This is a genomic window from Kitasatospora sp. NPDC056327 (assembly GCF_042261735.1).
Lineage (GTDB): Bacteria > Actinomycetota > Actinomycetes > Streptomycetales > Streptomycetaceae > Kitasatospora.
Genome location: NZ_JBHJRC010000069.1, coordinates 12,258 through 31,193 on the forward strand (window position 1 = coordinate 12,258; position 18,936 = coordinate 31,193).

Annotated in this window: 15 protein-coding genes; 12 read left to right on the forward strand and 3 right to left on the reverse strand. The window is 74.6% G+C overall.

Annotated features, from left to right (window positions below):
- Positions 1-99: 99 nt before the first annotated feature.
- Complete coding sequence (locus tag ACFCX4_RS13065) at positions 100-1,554, reverse strand: NAD(P)H-quinone dehydrogenase (RefSeq protein WP_376141441.1); 1,455 nt, start codon at positions 1,552-1,554, stop codon at positions 100-102.
- A gap of 78 nt (positions 1,555-1,632) precedes the next feature.
- Here ACFCX4_RS13065 and ACFCX4_RS13070 point away from each other — a divergent pair, with 78 nt between their 5' ends.
- Positions 1,633-2,070: a gamma-glutamylcyclotransferase gene (locus tag ACFCX4_RS13070; RefSeq protein ID WP_376141442.1), complete on the forward strand. Its 438-nt coding sequence runs from the start codon at positions 1,633-1,635 to the stop codon at positions 2,068-2,070.
- Positions 2,071-2,081: 11 nt separating this feature from the next.
- On the opposite strand, the gene ACFCX4_RS13075 is transcribed toward ACFCX4_RS13070, so the two are convergent.
- Positions 2,082-3,107, reverse strand: coding sequence for a hypothetical protein (locus tag ACFCX4_RS13075; protein WP_376141444.1), 1,026 nt, complete (start codon positions 3,105-3,107; stop codon positions 2,082-2,084).
- A gap of 228 nt (positions 3,108-3,335) precedes the next feature.
- On the opposite strand from ACFCX4_RS13075, the gene ACFCX4_RS13080 reads away from it, so the two are divergent.
- From ACFCX4_RS13080 to ACFCX4_RS13110, 7 genes are all read left to right on the forward strand, one after another.
- Entirely contained in the window at positions 3,336-5,705 is a 2,370-nt protein-coding gene (locus ACFCX4_RS13080; RefSeq protein WP_376141445.1) for a HAMP domain-containing protein, read from the forward strand.
- A 9-nt stretch (positions 5,706-5,714) separates the two neighbouring features.
- Entirely contained in the window at positions 5,715-7,325 is a 1,611-nt protein-coding gene (gene pgsB, locus ACFCX4_RS13085; RefSeq protein WP_376141447.1) for a poly-gamma-glutamate synthase PgsB, read from the forward strand.
- Complete coding sequence (locus ACFCX4_RS13090) at positions 7,322-7,804, forward strand: poly-gamma-glutamate biosynthesis protein PgsC/CapC (RefSeq protein WP_376141449.1); 483 nt, start codon at positions 7,322-7,324, stop codon at positions 7,802-7,804. The genes pgsB and ACFCX4_RS13090 overlap by 4 nt, the downstream gene beginning before the upstream one ends.
- 65 nt (positions 7,805-7,869) lie before the next feature.
- The gene (locus ACFCX4_RS13095) at positions 7,870-8,970 is read left to right on the forward strand and encodes an NlpC/P60 family protein (RefSeq protein WP_376141451.1); all 1,101 of its coding nucleotides are present in this window, start codon (positions 7,870-7,872) and stop codon (positions 8,968-8,970) included.
- A gap of 196 nt (positions 8,971-9,166) precedes the next feature.
- Positions 9,167-9,988, forward strand: coding sequence for a purine-nucleoside phosphorylase (locus ACFCX4_RS13100; protein ID WP_376141453.1), 822 nt, complete (start codon positions 9,167-9,169; stop codon positions 9,986-9,988).
- Positions 9,989-10,339: 351 nt separating this feature from the next.
- A complete protein-coding gene (locus tag ACFCX4_RS13105; protein ID WP_376141455.1) occupies positions 10,340-12,064 on the forward strand; it encodes a phospho-sugar mutase in 1,725 nt (574 codons plus the stop codon).
- Between the two features lie 437 nt (positions 12,065-12,501).
- Complete coding sequence (locus ACFCX4_RS13110) at positions 12,502-13,548, forward strand: IS30 family transposase (RefSeq protein WP_376141470.1); 1,047 nt, start codon at positions 12,502-12,504, stop codon at positions 13,546-13,548.
- A 79-nt stretch (positions 13,549-13,627) separates the two neighbouring features.
- On the opposite strand, the gene ACFCX4_RS13115 is transcribed toward ACFCX4_RS13110, so the two are convergent.
- Positions 13,628-14,311, reverse strand: a complete 684-nt coding sequence (locus ACFCX4_RS13115; protein ID WP_376141457.1) for a PH domain-containing protein — start codon at positions 14,309-14,311, stop codon at positions 13,628-13,630.
- A gap of 130 nt (positions 14,312-14,441) precedes the next feature.
- Between ACFCX4_RS13115 and deoC the strand changes: the two genes are divergently transcribed.
- From deoC to ACFCX4_RS13135, 4 genes are all read left to right on the forward strand, one after another.
- Complete coding sequence (deoC, locus tag ACFCX4_RS13120; RefSeq protein ID WP_376141459.1) at positions 14,442-15,428, forward strand: deoxyribose-phosphate aldolase; 987 nt, start codon at positions 14,442-14,444, stop codon at positions 15,426-15,428.
- A 5-nt stretch (positions 15,429-15,433) separates the two neighbouring features.
- Entirely contained in the window at positions 15,434-16,918 is a 1,485-nt protein-coding gene (locus ACFCX4_RS13125) for an aldehyde dehydrogenase family protein (RefSeq protein ID WP_376141461.1), read from the forward strand.
- Positions 16,911-17,813: an aldehyde dehydrogenase family protein gene (locus tag ACFCX4_RS13130; protein WP_376141463.1), complete on the forward strand. Its 903-nt coding sequence runs from the start codon at positions 16,911-16,913 to the stop codon at positions 17,811-17,813. Before ACFCX4_RS13125 ends, ACFCX4_RS13130 begins: the two co-directional genes overlap by 8 nt.
- A 342-nt stretch (positions 17,814-18,155) precedes the next feature.
- The gene (locus tag ACFCX4_RS13135; RefSeq protein ID WP_376141465.1) at positions 18,156-18,794 is read left to right on the forward strand and encodes an ATP-binding protein; all 639 of its coding nucleotides are present in this window, start codon (positions 18,156-18,158) and stop codon (positions 18,792-18,794) included.
- The last annotated feature ends 142 nt before the right edge of the window (positions 18,795-18,936 follow it).

Genomic DNA, 18,936 nt, shown 5'->3' on the forward strand with positions numbered 1-18,936 from the left:
GTCGGCACTCCGGGACTGCGCCCGCCGTCCGGGTGACGCGCCGGGGTGCGCGAAGGGCGGCCGCCGGCCGGCGACCGCCCTCAACTGGGCGCCCTGGGCTCAGGATTCGCCCTCGTCGCGCTTGCGGATGTGGAGCTGGCGGGCGGCCTCGGCGGTGGAGCCGGAGACCGACGGGTAGACGGTGAAGGCGCTGGCCACCTGTTCGACCGTCAGATTGGCGTCCACCGCGAGCGAGATCGAGTGGATGAGTTCGCTGGCGCGCGGGGCGACGACCACGCCGCCGACCACGATGCCGGTGCCGGGGCGGCAGAACAGCTTCACGAAGCCGTCGCGGATGCCCTGCATCTTGGCCCGCGGGTTGCCGCGCAGCGGGAGCTTGACCTCGACGGCGTCCATCTTGCCGCACTCCACGTCGGCGGCGGTGTAGCCGACGGTGGCGATCTCGGGGTCGGTGAAGACGTTGGAGGCCACGGTCTTGAGGTTCAACGGCTGCACCGCGTCGCCGAGGGCGTGGTACATGGCGATGCGGCCCTGCATGGCCGCCACCGAGGCGAGCATGAAGACACCGGTGCAGTCGCCGGCCGCGTAGACGCCGGGGGCGCTGGTGCGGGAGACCCGGTCGACCTGGATCTGGCCCCAGTCGTTGAGCTTGACCCCGGCCTCCTCCAGGCCCATCCCGGCGGTGTTGGGGATCGAGCCGACCGCCATCAGGCAGTGGGTGCCCTCGATCACGGTGCCGTCGGCGAGGACGACCTCGACCGTGTCGCCGAGCCGCTTGACGCTCTCGGCGCGGGAGCGGCCCATGACGTTCATGCCGCGGCGGCGGAAGACCTCCTCCAGCACCTCGGCGGCGTCCGGGTCCTCGCCGGGGAGCACCCGGTCGCGCGAGGAGACCAGGGTGACCCTGGAGCCCAGCGCCTGGTAGGCGCCGGCGAACTCGGCGCCGGTGACGCCGGAGCCGACCACGATCAGCTCGCGGGGCAGCTCCTCCAGGTCGTAGACCTGGGTCCAGGTGAGGATCCGCTCGCCGTCGGGCTGGGCGTCGGGCAGTTCGCGGGGGTGGGCGCCGGTGGCGATCAGCACGGCGTCGGCGCGCAGCGACTGGACGCTGCCGTCGGGCGCGTCCACCAGGACCTCGCGGGAGCCGTCGGCGGCCTGGCCACCGCCGCCGAGCCGGCCGCGGCCGCGCAGCACGGTGACGCCGGCCCGGGTGACGGACTGGGTGATGTCGTGCGACTGGGCGATCGCCAGGCGCTTCACACGGCGGTTGACCTTGCCGAGGTCGACGCCGACCACGCGGGCGGGGGTGTCGATGTGGGGGGTGTCGTCGGCGACGATGATGCCGAGTTCCTCGTACGAGCTGTCGAAGGTCGTCATCACCTCCGCCGTCGCGATCAGCGTCTTCGACGGCACGCAGTCCGTGAGCACCGCCGATCCGCCCAGGCCGTCGCGGTCGACGACGGTCACCTCCGCGCCGAGCTGGGCGGCGACGAGCGCCGCCTCGTAGCCGCCGGGTCCGCCACCGATGATCACGATCCGAGTCACGTGACCCATTGTCCCGCACGCCGGTGGCACTGCCACGCCGGGGTCGGGGCTTCTGTCGGATCGGCCGGTGAACGTAGGCTTCGCCCCATGCCCCTTTACGCCGCGTATGCCACGAACCTCGATGCCCGGCAGATGACCCGCCGCGCTCCGCACTCGCCGCTGCGCGGCACCGGGTGGCTGACCGGCTGGCGGCTCACCTTCGGCGGTGAACACCTCGGCTGGGAGGGTTCGCTGGCCACCGTGGTGGAGGACGAGAAGGACCAGGTCTTCGTCTCGCTGTACGACGTGGCACCGATGGACGAGGAGGGCCTCGACCGCTGGGAGGGCGTCCAGCTCGGCATCTACCGCAAGACCAGGCTGCGGGCGCAGACCCTGGACGGGGACGTGCCGGTGTGGACGTACGTGCTGAACGACTACGAGGGCGGCCTGCCCGCGGCCCGTTACCTGGGGCTGATCGCGGACGCGGCGGAGAGCGCCGGCGCCCCCGACGACTACGTGCTGGACCTGCGCCGCCGCCCCTGCTGAGCGCGGCGGGGTCAGTTCCCCGGGCCGCCGACCGCCCGGGCCAGTGCCCCGGCGGTCGCGGCGCGCCGCGCCGGGTCGGTGCGCAGCGGGTTGGCGAGTTCGACGTGGACCCAGGGCGCGCCGAGGGCGGCGGCGGAGCGGCCCTCGACGTTGGTGGTGCCCGCGAGCCGTCCGCACTTCCCCCGCCAGGCGCGGCAGACCGCGAGTCCGGTGGCGTCCAGGGCGGCGGCGGCGCGCTCGGCGGTGTCGCCGGCCGGTCCGGCGCCGCTGGAGACGACGGCGTCGGTGCCGGGCAGGCCGTCCTCGTCGAAGCCGTGCAGTTGCAGGCCGGGCAGGGCGCGGGCGGTGAGTGCCCCGACGACGGCGGCGAAGACGGTGTCGTCGCGGTGGGCGACGTCGGCCGCGCCGTCGGTGCCGGCCCGGCGGTGGGCTCCGGCGAGGACGAGGACGCCGCCGGGGGCGAGCCGGAACAGGTCGACGCCGAGGAGTTCGGTGCGGCTGTCGGCGACGGGGTGGGGGATCTGGGCGGACCAGGTGGTGCGGGTGGAGAGGTCGAGGTAGACGCGGCCCCAGCCGCGCGGGTCCGTTCCCGAGGCGTCGGCGATCTCGGCGGTGCGGCGGCCGCTGACGGTGTCGGTGAACTCGGTGAGCCGGTAGCCGGCGGCGGCCAGGAGGCGGTCGGCCCGGTCGGGCCGTCCGTCGACGGCGCGGGCGACGCCCTCCGCCACGGCGCGGCGGGCGGCGGGGTCCGGGACGGCGTAGGGGCCGGTGACGGAGAAGCCGGCGGTGTAGGCGTCGACGCGGGCCGCGAGGTCCACGGGGCGCGGGCCGGACGGGGCCGCCGGGGCGGCGGGCGCGGATCCGGGGGCGGCTCCCGGCGCGGGGCCGGCGGGCGGCGCCGCGGCGGTGGCCGCGGGGCCCGCCGAGGGGTCGTGGGCGGCGAGGGTGAGCCCGGCGGCGAGGACCACGAGGGCGGCGAGGGCGGCGAGCGCCACCACGGGCCGCCGCCCCGCGCGTCGGATTTCCGGTCTCTCCATGAGAGGAGAACCTATCGCGCAAACCATTCTTTCCATGATCAAAAATGATTGTGATCGAAGTTCCCCCTTTTTGATATCGAAAAGAGACGGAATAACCGAAACCGGTTCGTACGCTTCTCGGGTTTCGGCCGGGCGCGACCCCGGTCGCGGTGGGGCTCCAGGGGTGGGTGGCGCACTGCCGCCCGACGCACCCGGACCCGACCCGACTCCCCCGATGAGGCGCCACCCGTGAGCACGGCCCCCACCCCGCCGCGACAGCACCGTTCGCGCAAACGGGCCGACATGCCGCTGCTCGGGGGCATCCGCCCGCCGATCACCCTGCTGCTCGTCCTGCTGACGGCCGTCGCCGTGGTCACCGCGCTGGCCGTCGGCGGCCTGCGGGTCGACGACACCCCGCAGGCGGTCCGCGAGTCCCACCAGTACGCCGCCGAGGACACCGCCCTGTCGCTGCGGGCCGGCCTCCGGGAGAACACCACCGACCTGCTGCGCTCCGCCGCCCGCTACGACCGGGAGGCCGCCGACCCCGCCGAGGTGCTCACCGCGCTCGGCCGCGCCTACCGCAAGTGGCGCGGCACCGTGATCGTCCGCCCGGACACCGGCCGGCTGCTCGCCGCGCACGGCGAGACCGTCCCGCTGGCCGGCCTCGACCTCGGCCGGGTCACCGACACCGCGCCCGCGCCACTGCTGGTGCCGTCCGCCGCCGGGACCAGACTGCTCACCTTCGCGCTGGTCTCCACCAGGAGCGAGGGCCGGGCGCTGCTGGTCGCCTCCGACACCCTGCGGCTGCCCGGCACCACCACCCGCGACGGCCAGACCGTCCAGGTCCTCGACGCCGCCGGCACCGTCCTCGACACCACCGGCACCGCGCTGACCGACGAGGCGGCGCGGTGGACGGCCGCCACCGCCCGCGAACGGGTCGCCGAACGCACCCGCGAACGCGCGGACGGCCGCCCGGCCCCCGGCACCCGCCTCTCCGGCAGCCTGGCCGGCGCCCCCGACCCCCGGGGCGTGCGCCGGGTGGCCGGCTGGGCCGCCGTCGCCGGCGACGGCCCGCAGGACCCGGCCGCCCCGCTCGGGCTCACCGTCCTGTCCACCGGCACCGTCGACGGCAAGACCGCCGGCCTGCGCCACCCCGCCCTCGGCCTGACCGCCGCCGGCGCCCTGCTGGTACTCGCCCTGCTGCTGGCCCGGTTCCTGCGCCGCACCCTCCAGCGCCCGCTGCTGCGGCTCTTCGTGGACGCCCGCCGGCTCACCCGGGGCGAGCTGGACCGGCCGGTCCGGGGCCCGCGGCGCGGCGAGACCGGACGGATCGGCCGCGCCCTGGAGGAACTGCGGCGCCAGCTCCTCGACCCCGGCCGCCCGCCGGCCCCCGCACCCGCCGCCCGCCGCCGCCTTCCGGGCGCCGCGCTGCCGATCGGCCTGTGCGCGGCCGTCGTGCTCGGCTGGTCGGCCCCGCTGCTGCTGCTCGGCGGCAGCGGCGGCGAGGTCCGCGTCCCCACCCAGGTGGTGGCCGGCCAGCGCGACCGCACCGACAACGCCGCCGACCGCCTGCGCCAGGCCCTCAACGAGGGCTACGCCGACCTGCGCGCGCTCGCCCCCGAACTCTCCACCGCCTCCGTCGGCACCGCCCGGACCCTGCTGCGCACCGCCCTCGCCCAGCACGAGCGCTACCGCGCGCTGTACGTCCTCGGCGCCGACGGCGAGGTGCTGGCCCGGGCCGGCGAGGAGCCGCACCGCACCGGCCCGGCGGCGCTCGGTCCGGGCGGCGTCCTGCTGCTCAACACCTCCGGCCGGGAACCCCGGATCGCCGCCCGGGCCCCGCTCGCCGCCGACGGCGCCCCGCTCGGCGAGGACGCCGGGGCCGCCGACGGGACGGACGGCACCGCCCCCGGGCCCGTCCTGGTCGGCGAGTTCCGCACCGACTTCCTCGGCGGGCTGCTCGACCGGCCCGGCCTCGGCCGGGTCTGGCTGCTCGACGACCGGCGCCGGGTGCTCGCCGCCAACGGGGCGTACAGCTCCTTCGGCGAACTCCCCGAGAGCCGTGCCCGGGCCGTCCTGGACACCGCGACCGGCACCACCGCGGGCAGTGCGGCGGGCACCGGGGCCGGAGCCGCGGCGGGGGCGGGGGCGGCGCCGTCGGCCACCGGGCCGAAGCGCCCCGCCGCCGACGTCGTCCGCACCGACGGCGACCCGGTGCTGCTCGCCGCCGCCCCGCTCGGCGGACGCGGCGCCGTCGCCCGGCTCGGCTGGTCCGTCGTCACCGCCCACCCGGTGTCCTGGCTGCACCTCGACCAGAACCGGGCCGACCGGCGCGCCGTCCTGGCCGGCATGCTCGGTCTGGCCGCCGCCGCGCTCTGCCTGGGCTGGCTGTTCGTCGCCGTCGGCCTGCCGCTGCGCCGGCTCGCCGCGAGCGCCGAGGCGCTGGCCGCCGGGGACCGGCGCACCGTCCTCCACCCCGTCCACCACGACGAGGTCGGCGCCGTCGCCCGCAGCCTGGAACTGATCCGGCAGGACCTGGAACGCGCCGGGCGCGACCACCGCGTCCCCTCCACCGCCACCGTCGTGACCGCCGCCGGCGCCGCCACCGCCGCCCGCTGAGAGGCACCCGTGCTCTTCCTCTACCTCGTGCTGCTGCTCTGCTGCGCCGTCCTGCTGGTGGCCGGCGTCGTCGAGCAGCGCCGGCACTTCGCCGCGCTGGACCAGATCCCCACCCGGGTGCTGGTCAACGGCATCCGCGGCAAGAGCTCGATCACCCGGCTGTGCGCGGGCGCGCTGCGCGGCGGCGGCCTGGTCACCGTCGCCAAGACCACCGGCACCGCCGCCCGGTTCATCCACCCGGACGCCACCGAGGAACCGGTCCACCGCAAGTTCGGCATCGCCAACGTGGTCGAGCAGATCGGCATCGTCCGGCGCGCCGCCGCCTACCGGCCGCACGCGCTGGTGATCGAGTGCATGGCCGTCATGCCCGCGCTGCAGGAGGTCAACCAGACCAAGCTGATCCGCTCCACCATCGGCGTGCTCTGCAACGTCCGCGAGGACCACCTCGCCGAGATGGGCCCGACCCTGGACGACGTCGCCCGTTCGCTGTCCCGCTCGATGCCGGTCGGCGGCGTCTGCGTCACCGCCGAGCGCGAGCGCGCGCACATCCTGCGCGAGGAGGCCGCCCGGCGGGACTGCGAGCTGATCGTCGTCGACCCCGAATCGGTGAGCGACGAGGAGCTGCGCGGCTTCGGCTGGTTCACCTTCAAGGAGAACGTCGCCATCGCGCTGGCCGTCGCCGAACTGCTCGGCGTGGACCGGACGGCCGCGCTGCACGGCATGTGGGCGGCCCCGCCGGACCCGGGCGTGCTCTCGGTCGAGCGGTACCGGACGGCCGACGGCAGGCGCCTGCGGTTCGCCAACGTCTTCGCCGCCAACGACCCCGAGTCGACGCTGATGAACGTCCGTCAGCTGGAGGGCCTCGGCGCGATCCACCGCCCGCTCAACGTGGTGGTCAACTGCCGCCCGGACCGGGTGGAGCGCAACGGCCAGATGGGCCGGATCGTGCCGGAGCTCGACCCGGACACCGTCTTCCTGATCGGCCACCCCACCAGGAGCGCCAGGGACGCGATCCCGGCCGGCTGGACCGGGCGGGTGGTCGACCTCGGCGGCGACCGGCGGGAGGCGGCGGAACTCACCGCCGAGCTGCTGGGCGCGCTCGGACCCGACTCCTCGCTGGTCGCGATCGGCAACATCCACGGCCAGGGCGAGCTGTTCCTGGAGGAGCTCGCCCGGCTCGCCCCGGACGACGGCGGGGAGGACGACCGGCCGCAGGCCGCCGGGCACGCGTACGAGCCTGAGCCACTGCCGGAGCCCGAGCCGGAGCCCGAGCCGGTGTACGGGTCCGGCTACGGGATCCCGTACCAGCAGTCGTACGACCAGCCGTACCCGTACCTGCCGCCGGGCGAGCCCGTGCACGTCCCCGAGCCGCTGCCCGACTCCTGGTTCGGACCGGCCGCCGTCCCCCACCCGCGGACCGCCCGGCCCGGGCCTCACGAACCGTATGTGCAGTACGAGCAGCACGAGCAGCACGGGTCCCGAGTGCCGTACGAGCCGTACGAGCCGTACGAGCCGTACGAGCCGTACGAGCCACACCCGCCGTACGAACCGCACCCGCCGCATGCACCGCACGAGCCGTACGACCCCCGTCACCACCGCCGCCACGGAGACCCGTTGTGATCCCCACCGAGCTCACCCCCGAGATCGCCGCCCTCGGCATCGCGCTCGGCCTGGTCTTCTCCCTGGTCTGCTACCTGACCACCAACCTCTCCCCCGGCGGGATGATCACCCCCGGCTGGCTGGCCCTGACCCTGGTCGAGGACCTCCAGCGGGTGGCGATCGTGGCCGGTGTCACCGTGCTCACCTACCTGGTCACCCGGGTCGTCCAGAAGCTGGTGATCCTCTACGGCAAGCGGCTGTTCGCCGCCGTGGTGCTGGTCGGCGTCCTGCTCCAGGCCACGGTGATGCTGGTCCTCCAGCACGAGCTGCCCACCCTGTACGCCAACCAGACGCTGGGCTTCATCGTCCCCGGCCTGATCGCCTACCAGCTGGTCCGCCAGCCGCGGGCGGCCACCCTGACCGCCACCACCACGGTGACCCTCGCCACCTACGTGGTGCTCACCGCCGGTGTGCTGCTCGGTGCCCTCCCCGGCACCTGAGCCCCCGCCTGCCCCGCCCCTGCCGTCCCGCCCCGCCCCTCCCGCCCCGGAGCCCGAACACCTCCATGCCCGTGACCCCGAAGTCCCTGCTCGGCGGCGCCCTCGCCGTCACCCTGCTGGCCGCGAGCGGCTACCTCACCGTCGAACTGCGCCAGCGCGACCGGCAGCCCGTGCCGACCGGCGGCACCGCGCCGCTGCTCACCGCCCCGGCCGCCGCACCCACCGCGCCCGGGGCCGCCGGCACCGCCGCGGCCGCCGCCGGCCCGCGCTACGAGCGGCTTCCCGGGCCCGACCGCACGGTGGTGCGCGACGCCCGCGGCGGTGTCCTCGCCACCCTCACGGACGGCGCCCGCACCGCCGTGCTGACCGGCCCCAGCCGCACCTTCACCGAGCCCGGGACCACCACCGCCGTCCTGACCGGTGACAGCTGGGTCCGGCTGATGCCGCAGCCCTGGAGGGCCGGGGCGGAGAACGAGGCCTGGTTCCGCACCTGGTTCGGCCGCTACCTGGGCTCCACCGACGAGGACGTGCTCGCGGTCGCGACCCAGTACCTGGCGGGCGCCCCGGAGGCCAAGGACGCCAAGGGCGTGCGCTTCCGGGGCGACGCGTCGTTCGGCCCGCTCAACCCCGACGGCTCGGCCGGCAACGACCTGCGCCTGGAGCAGACCGACTTCTTCGACTACCTCGGCGTCCCGTACACCTTCGCCGACAAGGTCACCAGGCGTCCGGACCGGACCAGGTACGGCGCGTTCGACTGCTCCGGCTTCGTGCGCATGGTGTACGGCTACCGCTCCGGCTACCCGCTGCTGTCCAGGGACGCGCCCGGCCCGGGCCTGCCGCGCACCGCCAACGGCCTGGCCCGGACGGGGCCCGGGGTCCCGGTGCTGCCGCTGACCACCGCGCCCGGCTCGGACACCACGGTCCGGCCGGCCTCCACGGACCCGCTGCTCCCCGGCGACCTGGTCTTCTTCGAGATCGACGCCCGCACCGGCGCACGGCTCGACCACACCGGCATCTACCTGGGCCTGGACACCGACGGACACCCGCGGTACGTCTCCAGCCGCGAGGAGGCGGACGGCCCGACCTTCGGCGACAGGGGCGGCACCGCCCGGCTGGACGACAACGGGCTCTACGCCAAGGGCCTGCGCAGCGCCAAGCGGCTGTAGGGCACGGCGCCCGGACAGCGGCGGGCGACGCGGCCACGGGCGGCGGACAGCGGGCGGCGCGGCGGGCGGCGGACCGCGGCCGGAGGGGCACCCGCCGACCGTGCGGAGCTGCGGTTCCACACCGCCCGGGTAACGATCCGGCACGTCGTACCAGGATTTTCTACGCGCGTAGCCGTTTCCCGTCTATCCTCGACGCGTGAACGCATCTCCTGAGTCGGTCGTCTCCGCCGACCCCTACGCCGCCGCCCAGGCCGCCGCCGAGCGCCTGCGCGAGCTGACCGGTGCCGAGCGCCACGACGTCGCCCTGGTGATGGGCTCCGGCTGGGTGCCGGCCGCCGACGCCCTCGGCGAGACGGTGGCGGAGTTCCCGGTCACCGACCTGCCGGGCTTCCCCGCCCCCGCCGTGGCCGGCCACGCCGGAAAGATCCGCTCGGTGAGGATCGGCGAGAAGCGCGCCCTGATCTTCCTCGGCCGCAACCACTACTACGAGGGCCACGGCGTCGCCACGGTCGTCCACGGCGTGCGCACCGCCGCCGCGGCCGGCTGCGGGATCATCGTGCTGACCAACGGCTGCGGCGGCCTGCGCCCCACCTGGACGCCCGGCCAGCCGGTCCTGATCAGCGACCACATCAACCTGACCGCCGACTCCCCGATCGTCGGCGCGAACTTCGTGGACCTCACCGACCTCTACTCGCAGCGGCTGCGCACGCTCTGCCGCGAGGTCGACCCGAGCCTGGACGAGGCCGTCTACGTCCAGTTCCGCGGCCCGCACTACGAGACCCCGGCCGAGGTGAACATGGCCCGGGTGATCGGCGGCGAGCTGGTCGGCATGTCCACCACCCTGGAGGCCATCGCGGCCCGCGAGGCCGGCTCCGAGGTGCTGGGCATCTCCCTCGTCACCAACCTGGCCGCCGGCATGACCGGCGAGCCGCTGAACCACGCCGAGGTGCTGGAGGCGGGCAAGGCCTCCGCCGAGCGCATGGGCGCGCTGCTGGCCAAGGTCCTCGAACGGATCTGACGCCGGCGCGGTGCGGACGGCACGAACGACGGGGCCCGCGGGCGGCGTGATCACCGGATCACCGCCACCCGCGGGCCCCGCCCGCGTCCGGGCGTCCCCTCCGCGGGCGCCCTCCTCCTCCGCGGGCCCCGCCCCGTGCGCCGGGCGCACGGCCCGCCGCCGTGTTCCGCCCGTGTTCCCCCTCCGGGCGCCGTCCCGACACGCCACGCCCGGCCGGACCTACCGTCCCGCCACCACCGCGCCGTACGTTTCGTCCCGTCCCGCACAGCCACCACGTACCGTCCCACCGGCCCCGGCCCCGAGCACCCTCCCCGGCCGGCCACCGACGCACCTCCCGATGGAGCCGCAGCCATGACGCAGGCAACCACCACCGACCTCCTCGCCCGGGCCCGCACCTGGCTCGCCGAGGACCCGGACCCGCAGACCCGCGAGGAGCTCGCCGCGCTGCTCGCCGACGCCGAGTCCCCCGAGGCGGAGGCCAGGGCCAAGCTCGCCTGGTCCGAGCTGGCCGGGCGCTTCGCCGGCCGTCTCCAGTTCGGCACCGCCGGGCTGCGCGGCGAGCTCGGCGCCGGGCCGATGCGGATGAACCGCGCCGTGGTGATCCGGGCCGCCGCCGGCCTGGTCTCCTACGTCAAGCAGCAGGGCCTGGGCGACCTCGTCGTCATCGGCTACGACGCCCGCCACAAGTCCTACGACTTCGCCCGCGACACCGCCGCCGTGGTGGTCGGCGCGGGCCTGCGCGCGGCGCTGTTCCCGCGCCCGCTGCCCACCCCGGTGCTGGCCTTCGCGGTGCGCCACCTCGGCGCCGCCGCCGGGGTGACCGTCACCGCCAGCCACAACCCGCCGCAGGACAACGGCTACAAGGTCTACCTGGGCGACGGCTCGCAGATCGTGCCGCCGGCCGACGCGGGCATCGCCGCCGGGATCGACGCGATCGCCTCGCTCACCGACGTCCCGCTCGCCGAGGACGGCTGGGAGACCGTGGACGAGTCCGTCGTCGAGGCCTACCTGGACCGCGCCGCGTCGATCGTCGACCCGCACGGCGGGCGCGACCTCGACATCGTCTACACCCCGATGCACGGCGTCGGCCGCGACACCTTCCTCGCCGCGCTGGCCCGGGCCGGCTTCCCCGCGCCCACCGTGGTCGCCGAGCAGGCCGAGCCCGACCCGGACTTCCCGACCGTCGCCTTCCCCAACCCGGAGGAGCCGGGGGCGATGGACCTCGCCTTCCGCACCGCCGCCTCGGTCGGCCCCGACATCGTGATCGCCAACGACCCGGACGCCGACCGCTGCGCGGTGGCCGTCCCGGCCAACGGCAACGCGGCGGGGGCCGGACCGGGCGCCAACGGCTGGCGGATGCTGCGCGGCGACGAGGTCGGCGCGCTGCTCGGCGCCGCGCTGGTCGCCAAGAAGGCCACCGGCACCTTCGCCACCACCATCGTCTCCTCCACCCTGCTCGGCCGGATCGCCGAGGCCGCCGGGCTCGGCTACGCGGAGACCCTCACCGGCTTCAAGTGGATCTCGCGCGCCGACGGCCTGCGCTACGGCTACGAGGAGGCGCTCGGCTACTGCGTCGACCCGCAGGGCGTGCGCGACAAGGACGGCATCACCGCCGCCCTGCTGGTCGCCGAGCTCGCCGCCACCCTCAAGCAGAACGGCCGCACCCTGGCCGACCTGCTGGACGACCTGGCACTGGAGCACGGCCTGCACGCCACCGACCAGCTCTCGGTGCGCGTCGAGGACCTCTCCCTGATCGCCGACGCCATGCGCACCCTGCGCGAGCAGCCGCCCACCGTCCTGGCCGGCCTCACCGTGACCCGCGCCGACGACCTCACGGCCGGCTCCGCCGACCTGCCGCCGACCGACGGCCTGCGCTACCACCTGACGGGCGACGCCGTCCGCTCGGCCCGGATCGTGGTCCGCCCGTCCGGCACCGAGCCCAAGCTCAAGTGCTACCTGGAGGCCGTCCTCCCGGTCGCCACCGCCGCCGACCTCACCCCCGCCCGCGCCCGCGCCACCGACCTCCTCTCCGCCATCAAGCACGACCTCGCCGCAGCCGCGGGCATCACCCCCTGACGGATCCCGGCACGACGAAGGGCCCGCCTCACCTTAGGTTCTAACGGTCCTCGCAACACCCGCGATCTGTGGGAGTTGCGAGGACCGTGGGCGTTAGGCGTAGTGATCTTGCCGGGTTGCGGGAGCTTTTCCTTGAACGGCTGAACGTCGTGGGCAGCGTGACCATGGCGGCGCGTGAGCTGGGGCTGAACCGGAACACCGCCTTCACCTGGGCCCGGAAAGCCGGACGGAGGTCGACAGGCCTGCGGCCCCGGCATTCCGGACGAGAGGAGTACGAACGGCTCCGCGCCGTAGGCGTAGCCGGCCGGATCGCTGCTCAACGAGTGGGTGTGAACGAACGCACTGCCAGGGACTGGGACCGGGGCGTCAAGAAGACCCGCGATACGCGGACCTATGCCGACGGCCGCCGCGTCGACTACCGGGCGGGAACCGTCACCATGTCCGGTGTGACAAGAGCACCGGCACTGGTCGGCTTGAGGGCCCTGGAGAAGCAGCTCCACCCGCGGTTCCTGACGCTGGCCGAGCGCGAACAGATCCGGGACCTCCGCGCGGCCGGTGAGTCGCTTCGGGCGATCGGACGCGCCCTGGGGCGTCCTGCGAGCACGGTCAAGCGGGAGCTCGACGCGAACTCGGGCACCGAGGGCTACCAGCCCTACCGGGCCCGCCGGGCGGCGGCAGCGCGCCGGCCCCGGCCCAAGGACCGCAAGCTGCTGCGCGAGGGACGCCTGCGCGACTTCGTCCAGGACCGGCTGCGCAGGCGGTGGTCACCGGAACAGATCTGCCACGCTCTGGGGAGGGAACATCCCGGCGACGAGAGCATGCGGGTTAGCGTGGAAACGATCTACCAGGCCCTGTACTTCCAGGCGCGCGGCGGCCTCAGGCGGGAGGTACAGGCCGCCGTCCGCACCGGTCGCACGCGCCGCAAGCCGCGCCGGAACCCCGAACGGCGCACTTCCCGGTTCGTCGACCCGATGGTGATGATCAGCGACCGCCCCGCCGACGTCGAGGACCGGGCCGTGCCGGGTAACTGGGAAGGCGACCTGATCCTCGGCGCGGGCGGACGCTCCGCGATCGCCACCCTGGTCGAGCGAAGCACCCGCTACACCATGCTGGTCCACCTACCGGGCGGAGCCCACGACGCCCAGACCGTCCGCGACGGACTCGTCCGTGCCGTCCAGACCCTGCCCTCCCATCTGCGCGGCTCGCTCACTTGGGACCAGGGCGCCGAGATGGCACGCCACCGGCAGTTCAGCATGGCGACCGACATGCCCGTCTGCTTCTGCGACCCGGCCTCGCCCTGGCAACGCGGCTCGAACGAGAACACGAACGGGCTGCTGCGGCAGTACTTCCCCAAAGGCACTGACCTGAGCCTGCACGGTCCCGAAGACCTCGAACACGTCGCTCAGGAGCTCAACAGCCGCCCACGCAAGACGCTCGGCTGGGATACCCCAGCCGAGCGTCTACGTGATCTACTCACCGTCTGAAACCAAGCGGTGTTGCGACGACCCCTTGAACCTAAGCACCGGCGGGCCCTTCGTCGCGTGCGGGCCGGGAGGTCGGCTCTCAGGCCGCGATCACCGTGATCAGGGCCGCCAGGCCGAGCAGGGTCGGGGCGATGATCCACCAGCACCAGCGGACGACGACCGGGCCGGCGGCCTCGGGGCGGGAGGCGTTGTGCTCGGCCATCTCCTGGAGGATCCCGACGACCTGGTCGGACCAGGCCTTGGTCGGGTCCGGGGAGCCCTGCACGCCGGGGCCGGAGGGGAGGCCGCCCTGGCCGAACACCATGCCCAGCCGGGAGCTGTGCGGCTGCCCGCCGCGCTCGCGGGCGCGGGCGGCGCGCTTGCGCTGGCGCAGCGACACCGGCACCGCCCACACCTGGTACTTCCCGCCGCCGGCGAGCAGTTCCACCGAGTAGCCGGCGCGCAGCGCGTCCACCGAGGCCCAGGGGGCGGTGATCGTGCGCAGCGGGTTGCGGACCACCAGGCGGCGTTCGTCGGCGCGCACGGCGGGGCGCAGGGTGTAGGCGATCACCGGGAAGGCGAAGACCGGGACGGCGGCCAGCGACACCCACGGCGTCTTGCCGGTGCCGTTGAGCGCCGCGTCGCCGATCAGCCAGGCGGCGACGGCCAGCAGCAGCACCCCGGAGATCACGCCGGGCACGGAGCGGTACACGCGGTCGGCGTACACGGGCTCCCCATCGGAGCCGGCCGGGCCCTGGTGGGGCCTGCCGTCGGAATCGGTCATGCCGACGATTCTGCCCCATGGCCCCCGGTATCCACAGGGGCGGCGATCACACCCCCAGGTCTCGGTCCGGCATCGATGCGTGGGAGGCCTAGCGGCTTACTACGCGCGTAGATATGCTGGTGTGGTGACTATGTCCACTCTTGCAGCCAATGCCCCAGGCGTTGCGGGCAGCGGTCTCCAGGACGTCGCGGCGTCCGAGGCCTCGCTCCGTCGTTTCCTGCACGGCCTGCCCGGCGTCGACCAGGTCGGCCTGGAGGCGCGTGCCGCCAAGCTCGGCACCCGCTCGATCAAGACCACGGCCAAGGCCTACGCCATCGACCTGGCCATCTCGATGATCGACCTGACCACGCTGGAGGGCGCGGACACGGTCGGCAAGGTGCGCGCGCTGTGCACCAAGGGCAGGACCCCCGATCCGACCGACCCGGCGACCCCCCGGGTCGCCGCCATCTGCGTCTACCCGGACATGGTCGCCACCGCGAAGGCCGCGCTGCGGGGCACCGACATCCAGGTCGCCTCCGTCGCCACCGCCTTCCCCGCCGGGCGCGCCGCGCTCCCGGTGAAGCTCGCCGACACCGCCGACGCGGTCGCGGCCGGCGCCGACGAGATCGACATGGTGATCGACCGCGGGGCCTTCCTCTCCGGCCGCTACCTGGACGTCTTCCGGGAGATCGTCGCCGTCAAGGAGGCCTGCCGGCGCCCCGACGGCAGCTCCGCCCACCTCAAGGTGATCTTCGAGACCGGCGAGCTGCAGACGTACGACAACGTGCGCCGGGCCTCCTGGCTGGCGATGCTGGCCGGCGCCGACTTCATCAAGACCTCGACCGGCAAGGTCGCCGTCAACGCGACCCCGCCGGTCACCCTGCTGATGCTGGAGGCGGTCCGCGACTTCCGCGCGGCCACCGGCGTCCAGGTCGGCGTGAAGCCCGCCGGCGGCATCCGCACCACCAAGGACGCCATGAAGTACCTGGTGATGGTCAACGAGACCCTCGGGGACGACTGGCTGACCCCGCACTGGTTCCGCTTCGGCGCCTCCAGCCTGCTCAACGACCTGCTGATGCAGCGCCAGAAGCTGACCACCGGACGGTACTCCGGTCCCGACTACGTGACGGTGGACTGATCACCATGGCCAAGAAGAAGAACACCGGGGAGCCCGTGGCCCAGAAGCCGGCCGGCGGCCTCCTCGCGTACGCCCCGGCCCCCGAGTCGCCGGCCGCGGCCGGTGACATCGCCGCCTCCCACGGCCACTTCATCGGCGGCGAGTTCGTCGACTCCTCGGGCAGCGAGGCACTGAAGACGGTCAACCCGGCCACCGAGCAGGTGCTCGCCGAGTTCGCCCAGGGCACCCCGGAGGACGTCGACCGCGCGGTCGCCGCCGCCCGGCGCGCGTTCGCCGACTGGTCGTCGCTGCCCGGCAGCGAGCGCGCCAAGTACCTGTTCCGGATCGCCCGGATCATCCAGGAGCGCAGCCGCGAGCTGGCCGTGCTGGAGTCGATCGACAACGGCAAGCCGATCCGCGAGACCCGCGACGTCGACCTGCCGCTGGTCGCCGCGCACTTCTTCTACTACGCCGGCTGGGCCGACAAGCTGGACTTCGCCGGCTACGGCCCGAACCCGGGGCCGCTGGGCGTGGCCGGCCAGGTCATCCCGTGGAACTTCCCGCTGCTGATGCTGGCGTGGAAGATCGCCCCGGCGCTGGCCACCGGCAACACGGTCGTGCTGAAGCCGGCCGAGACGACGCCGCTGACCGCGCTGCGCTTCGCCGAGATCTGCCGCCAGGCGGGCCTGCCGAAGGGCGTCGTCAACATCGTCACCGGCGACGGCCGCACCGGCGCCGCGCTCACCGCGCACCCGGACGTCGACAAGGTCGCCTTCACCGGCTCCACCCCGGTGGGCCGGGCGATCGCCAAGCAGGTGGCGGGCACCCGCAAGAAGCTCTCGCTGGAGCTGGGCGGCAAGGCCGCCAACATCGTCTTCGACGACGCGCCGATCGACCAGGCGGTCGAGGGCATCGTCGACGGGATCTTCTTCAACCAGGGCCACGTCTGCTGCGCGGGCTCGCGCCTGCTCGTCCAGGAGTCGGTGCACGACGAGCTGCTGGACGCCCTGAAGCGCCGGATGGGCACCCTGCGGGTCGGCGACCCGCTGGACAAGAACACCGACATCGGCGCGATCAACTCCGCCGAGCAGCTGGCCCGGATCACCGAGCTGACCGAGGCCGGCGAGGCCGAGGGCGCCGAGCGCTGGTCCCCCTCCTGCGAGCTGCCGGGCTCCGGCTTCTGGTTCCGCCCGACCTTGTTCACCGGCGTCGGCCAGGCCCACCGGATCGCCCAGGAGGAGATCTTCGGCCCGGTGCTGTCGGTGCTGACCTTCCGCACGCCGGCCGAGGCCGTCGAGAAGGCCAACAACACCCCGTACGGCCTCTCCGCCGGCATCTGGACGGAGAAGGGCTCGCGGATCCTCTGGACGGCGAACCGTCTCAGGGCCGGTGTGATCTGGGCCAACACCTTCAACAAGTTCGACCCGACCTCGCCGTTCGGCGGCTACAAGGAGTCGGGCTACGGCCGCGAGGGTGGCCGGCACGGTCTGGAGGCCTACCTCGATGTCTGATGTCGTGACGCGTCTTGACGTCCTCAAGACCTACAAGCTGTACGTCGGCGGGAAGTTCCCCCGCTCCGAGAGCGGGCGGGTGTACGAGGTGACCGACTCCAAGGGCGAGTGGCTGGCCAACGCGCCGCTCGGCACCCGCAAGGACGCACGTGACGCGGTCGTGGCCGCCCGCGCGGCGGTCAGGGGCTGGGCCGGCACCACCGCGTACAACCGGGGCCAGGTGCTCTACCGGGTCGCCGAGATGCTGCAGGGCCGGCGCGGGCAGTTCGCCGCCGAGGTGGCGCTCTCCGAGGGCGTCGGCCCGAAGAAGGCCGCCGCCCTGGTGGACGCGGCCGTCGACCGCTGGATCTGGTACGCCGGCTGGACCGACAAGGTGGCCCAGATCGCGGGCGGCGCCAACCCGGTCGCCGGTCCGTACTTCAACCTCTCCACCCCGGAGCCGACCGGCGTGGTCGGGATCCTCGCCCCGCAGGCCGGGTACGGGCACTCGCTGCTCGGCCTGGTCTCGGTGATCGCCCCGGCGATCGCCACCGGCAACACCGTGGTGGTGGCCGCCGCGGCCGACGCCCCGCTGCCCGCGCTGTCCCTGGGCGAGGTGCTGGCCACCTCGGACCTCCCCGGCGGCGTGGTCAACCTGCTGTCCGGCCGCACCGCCGACATCGCGCCGACCCTGGCCTCGCACCAGGACGTCAACGCGGTGGACCTCACCGGCGCGATCGCCGCCGACGGTCCCGGCGCGCCTGGCGTGCTGGAGGAGCTGGCCGCGGATACCCTGAAGAGGGTGATCCGCCCGGAGCCGGACCCGTTCGCCCAGGACTGGACCAATGCTCCCGGAACGGACCGGCTACTCTCGTTCCTGGAGACCAAGACGGTCTGGCACCCGATGGGTATCTGACCTCCGGGTCCGCCGGCGGCCGCTCCCCGCGGCCGGGTGCCGGTGAACAACTCCACAGACTGGCCGTCCCCCGTGCCCTCTCCCCCCCAGGGCCCGGACGGTCACAGGACGGACCCGCGCCTCTCCCCCCCTGGCGCGGGTCCGTCGACTTTCGTCCCGGCGGATCGCACCGGCCGGCGGGGCGGGCCCGCCCCGGCCCACCACCCGGACCGCCGACCGGACCGCCACCGCCCGCCGCGCGCCGCCCCCTCGCCCACCCGCTCCCGGCGCTCCGGGGACGCCGCGGAAGGTGCGGTCCGACCGGTTTCGGCAACGGGCCCGGATACGTCAGACTGGTTTCCCGTGAGTGACTCCCCGCTGAACCCTGTGCCGATAGCCCGTGCCCGGGTGGTCCTGCTCTCCGGGCCCTCCGGATCGGGGAAGTCCTCGCTCGCCGAGCGCAGCGGACTGCCCGTGCTCCAGCTCGACGACTTCTACAAGGACGGCGACGACCCGACCCTGCCGCGGCTTCCCGACGGCTCGGTGGACTGGGACTCCCCGCTCTCCTGGCACCGCGACCAGGCCGTCGCCGCCATCCGCGCGCTGGGCACCGCCGGGCGGGCCGAGGTGCCGGTCTACTCGATCCCGGACAACGGCCGGGTGTCGGCCCGGGTGCTGGAGCTCGGCGGGGCCGGCGCGTTCGTCGCCGAGGGCATCTTCGCCGCCGAGATCGTCGCCGACTGCACCGCCGAGGGGCTGCTCGGGGATGCCCTGTGCCTGCGGAACGGCGCCCTCACGACCGCCTGGTGGCGGCTGCGCCGGGACGTCCGCGAGGGCCGCAAGTCGCTGCCGGTGCTGCTGCGGCGCGGCTGGCGGCTGATGCGGGCCGAGCGGGGCATCGTGGGCCGGCAGGCCGCGCTGGGCGCCCGCCCGTGCACGGGGCCGGAGGCCGGGCGGCGGATCCGCGCGGTGGCCGCGGCCGGGGAGCTCTCGGCGGTCTGAGGCGGCCCTGGACGGTCCGGCGGGGTCCCGGCGAGGTTCGGCGGACGCCGCCCGCCGGAGCGCCCCCTCCCACCGCCCCCGGCAACCGCGCCCGGTGCTGCGGAAACGCGGAACGGCGGGACCGGTGCGTCTCCCCCGCACC

Coding starts and splice junctions, on each gene's coding strand:
- ACFCX4_RS13065 (WP_376141441.1), bottom strand. CDS start 1,554: ATGGGTCACGTGACTCGGATCGTGATCATCGGTGGCGGACCCGGCGGC.
- ACFCX4_RS13070 (WP_376141442.1), top strand. CDS start 1,633: ATGCCCCTTTACGCCGCGTATGCCACGAACCTCGATGCCCGGCAGATG.
- ACFCX4_RS13075 (WP_376141444.1), bottom strand. CDS start 3,107: ATGGAGAGACCGGAAATCCGACGCGCGGGGCGGCGGCCCGTGGTGGCG.
- ACFCX4_RS13095 (WP_376141451.1), top strand. CDS start 7,870: ATGCCCGTGACCCCGAAGTCCCTGCTCGGCGGCGCCCTCGCCGTCACC.
- ACFCX4_RS13105 (WP_376141455.1), top strand. CDS start 10,340: ATGACGCAGGCAACCACCACCGACCTCCTCGCCCGGGCCCGCACCTGG.
- ACFCX4_RS13110 (WP_376141470.1), top strand. CDS start 12,502: ATGTCCGGTGTGACAAGAGCACCGGCACTGGTCGGCTTGAGGGCCCTG.
- ACFCX4_RS13115 (WP_376141457.1), bottom strand. CDS start 14,311: ATGACCGATTCCGACGGCAGGCCCCACCAGGGCCCGGCCGGCTCCGAT.
- deoC (WP_376141459.1), top strand. CDS start 14,442: ATGTCCACTCTTGCAGCCAATGCCCCAGGCGTTGCGGGCAGCGGTCTC.
- ACFCX4_RS13125 (WP_376141461.1), top strand. CDS start 15,434: ATGGCCAAGAAGAAGAACACCGGGGAGCCCGTGGCCCAGAAGCCGGCC.
- ACFCX4_RS13130 (WP_376141463.1), top strand. CDS start 16,911: ATGTCTGATGTCGTGACGCGTCTTGACGTCCTCAAGACCTACAAGCTG.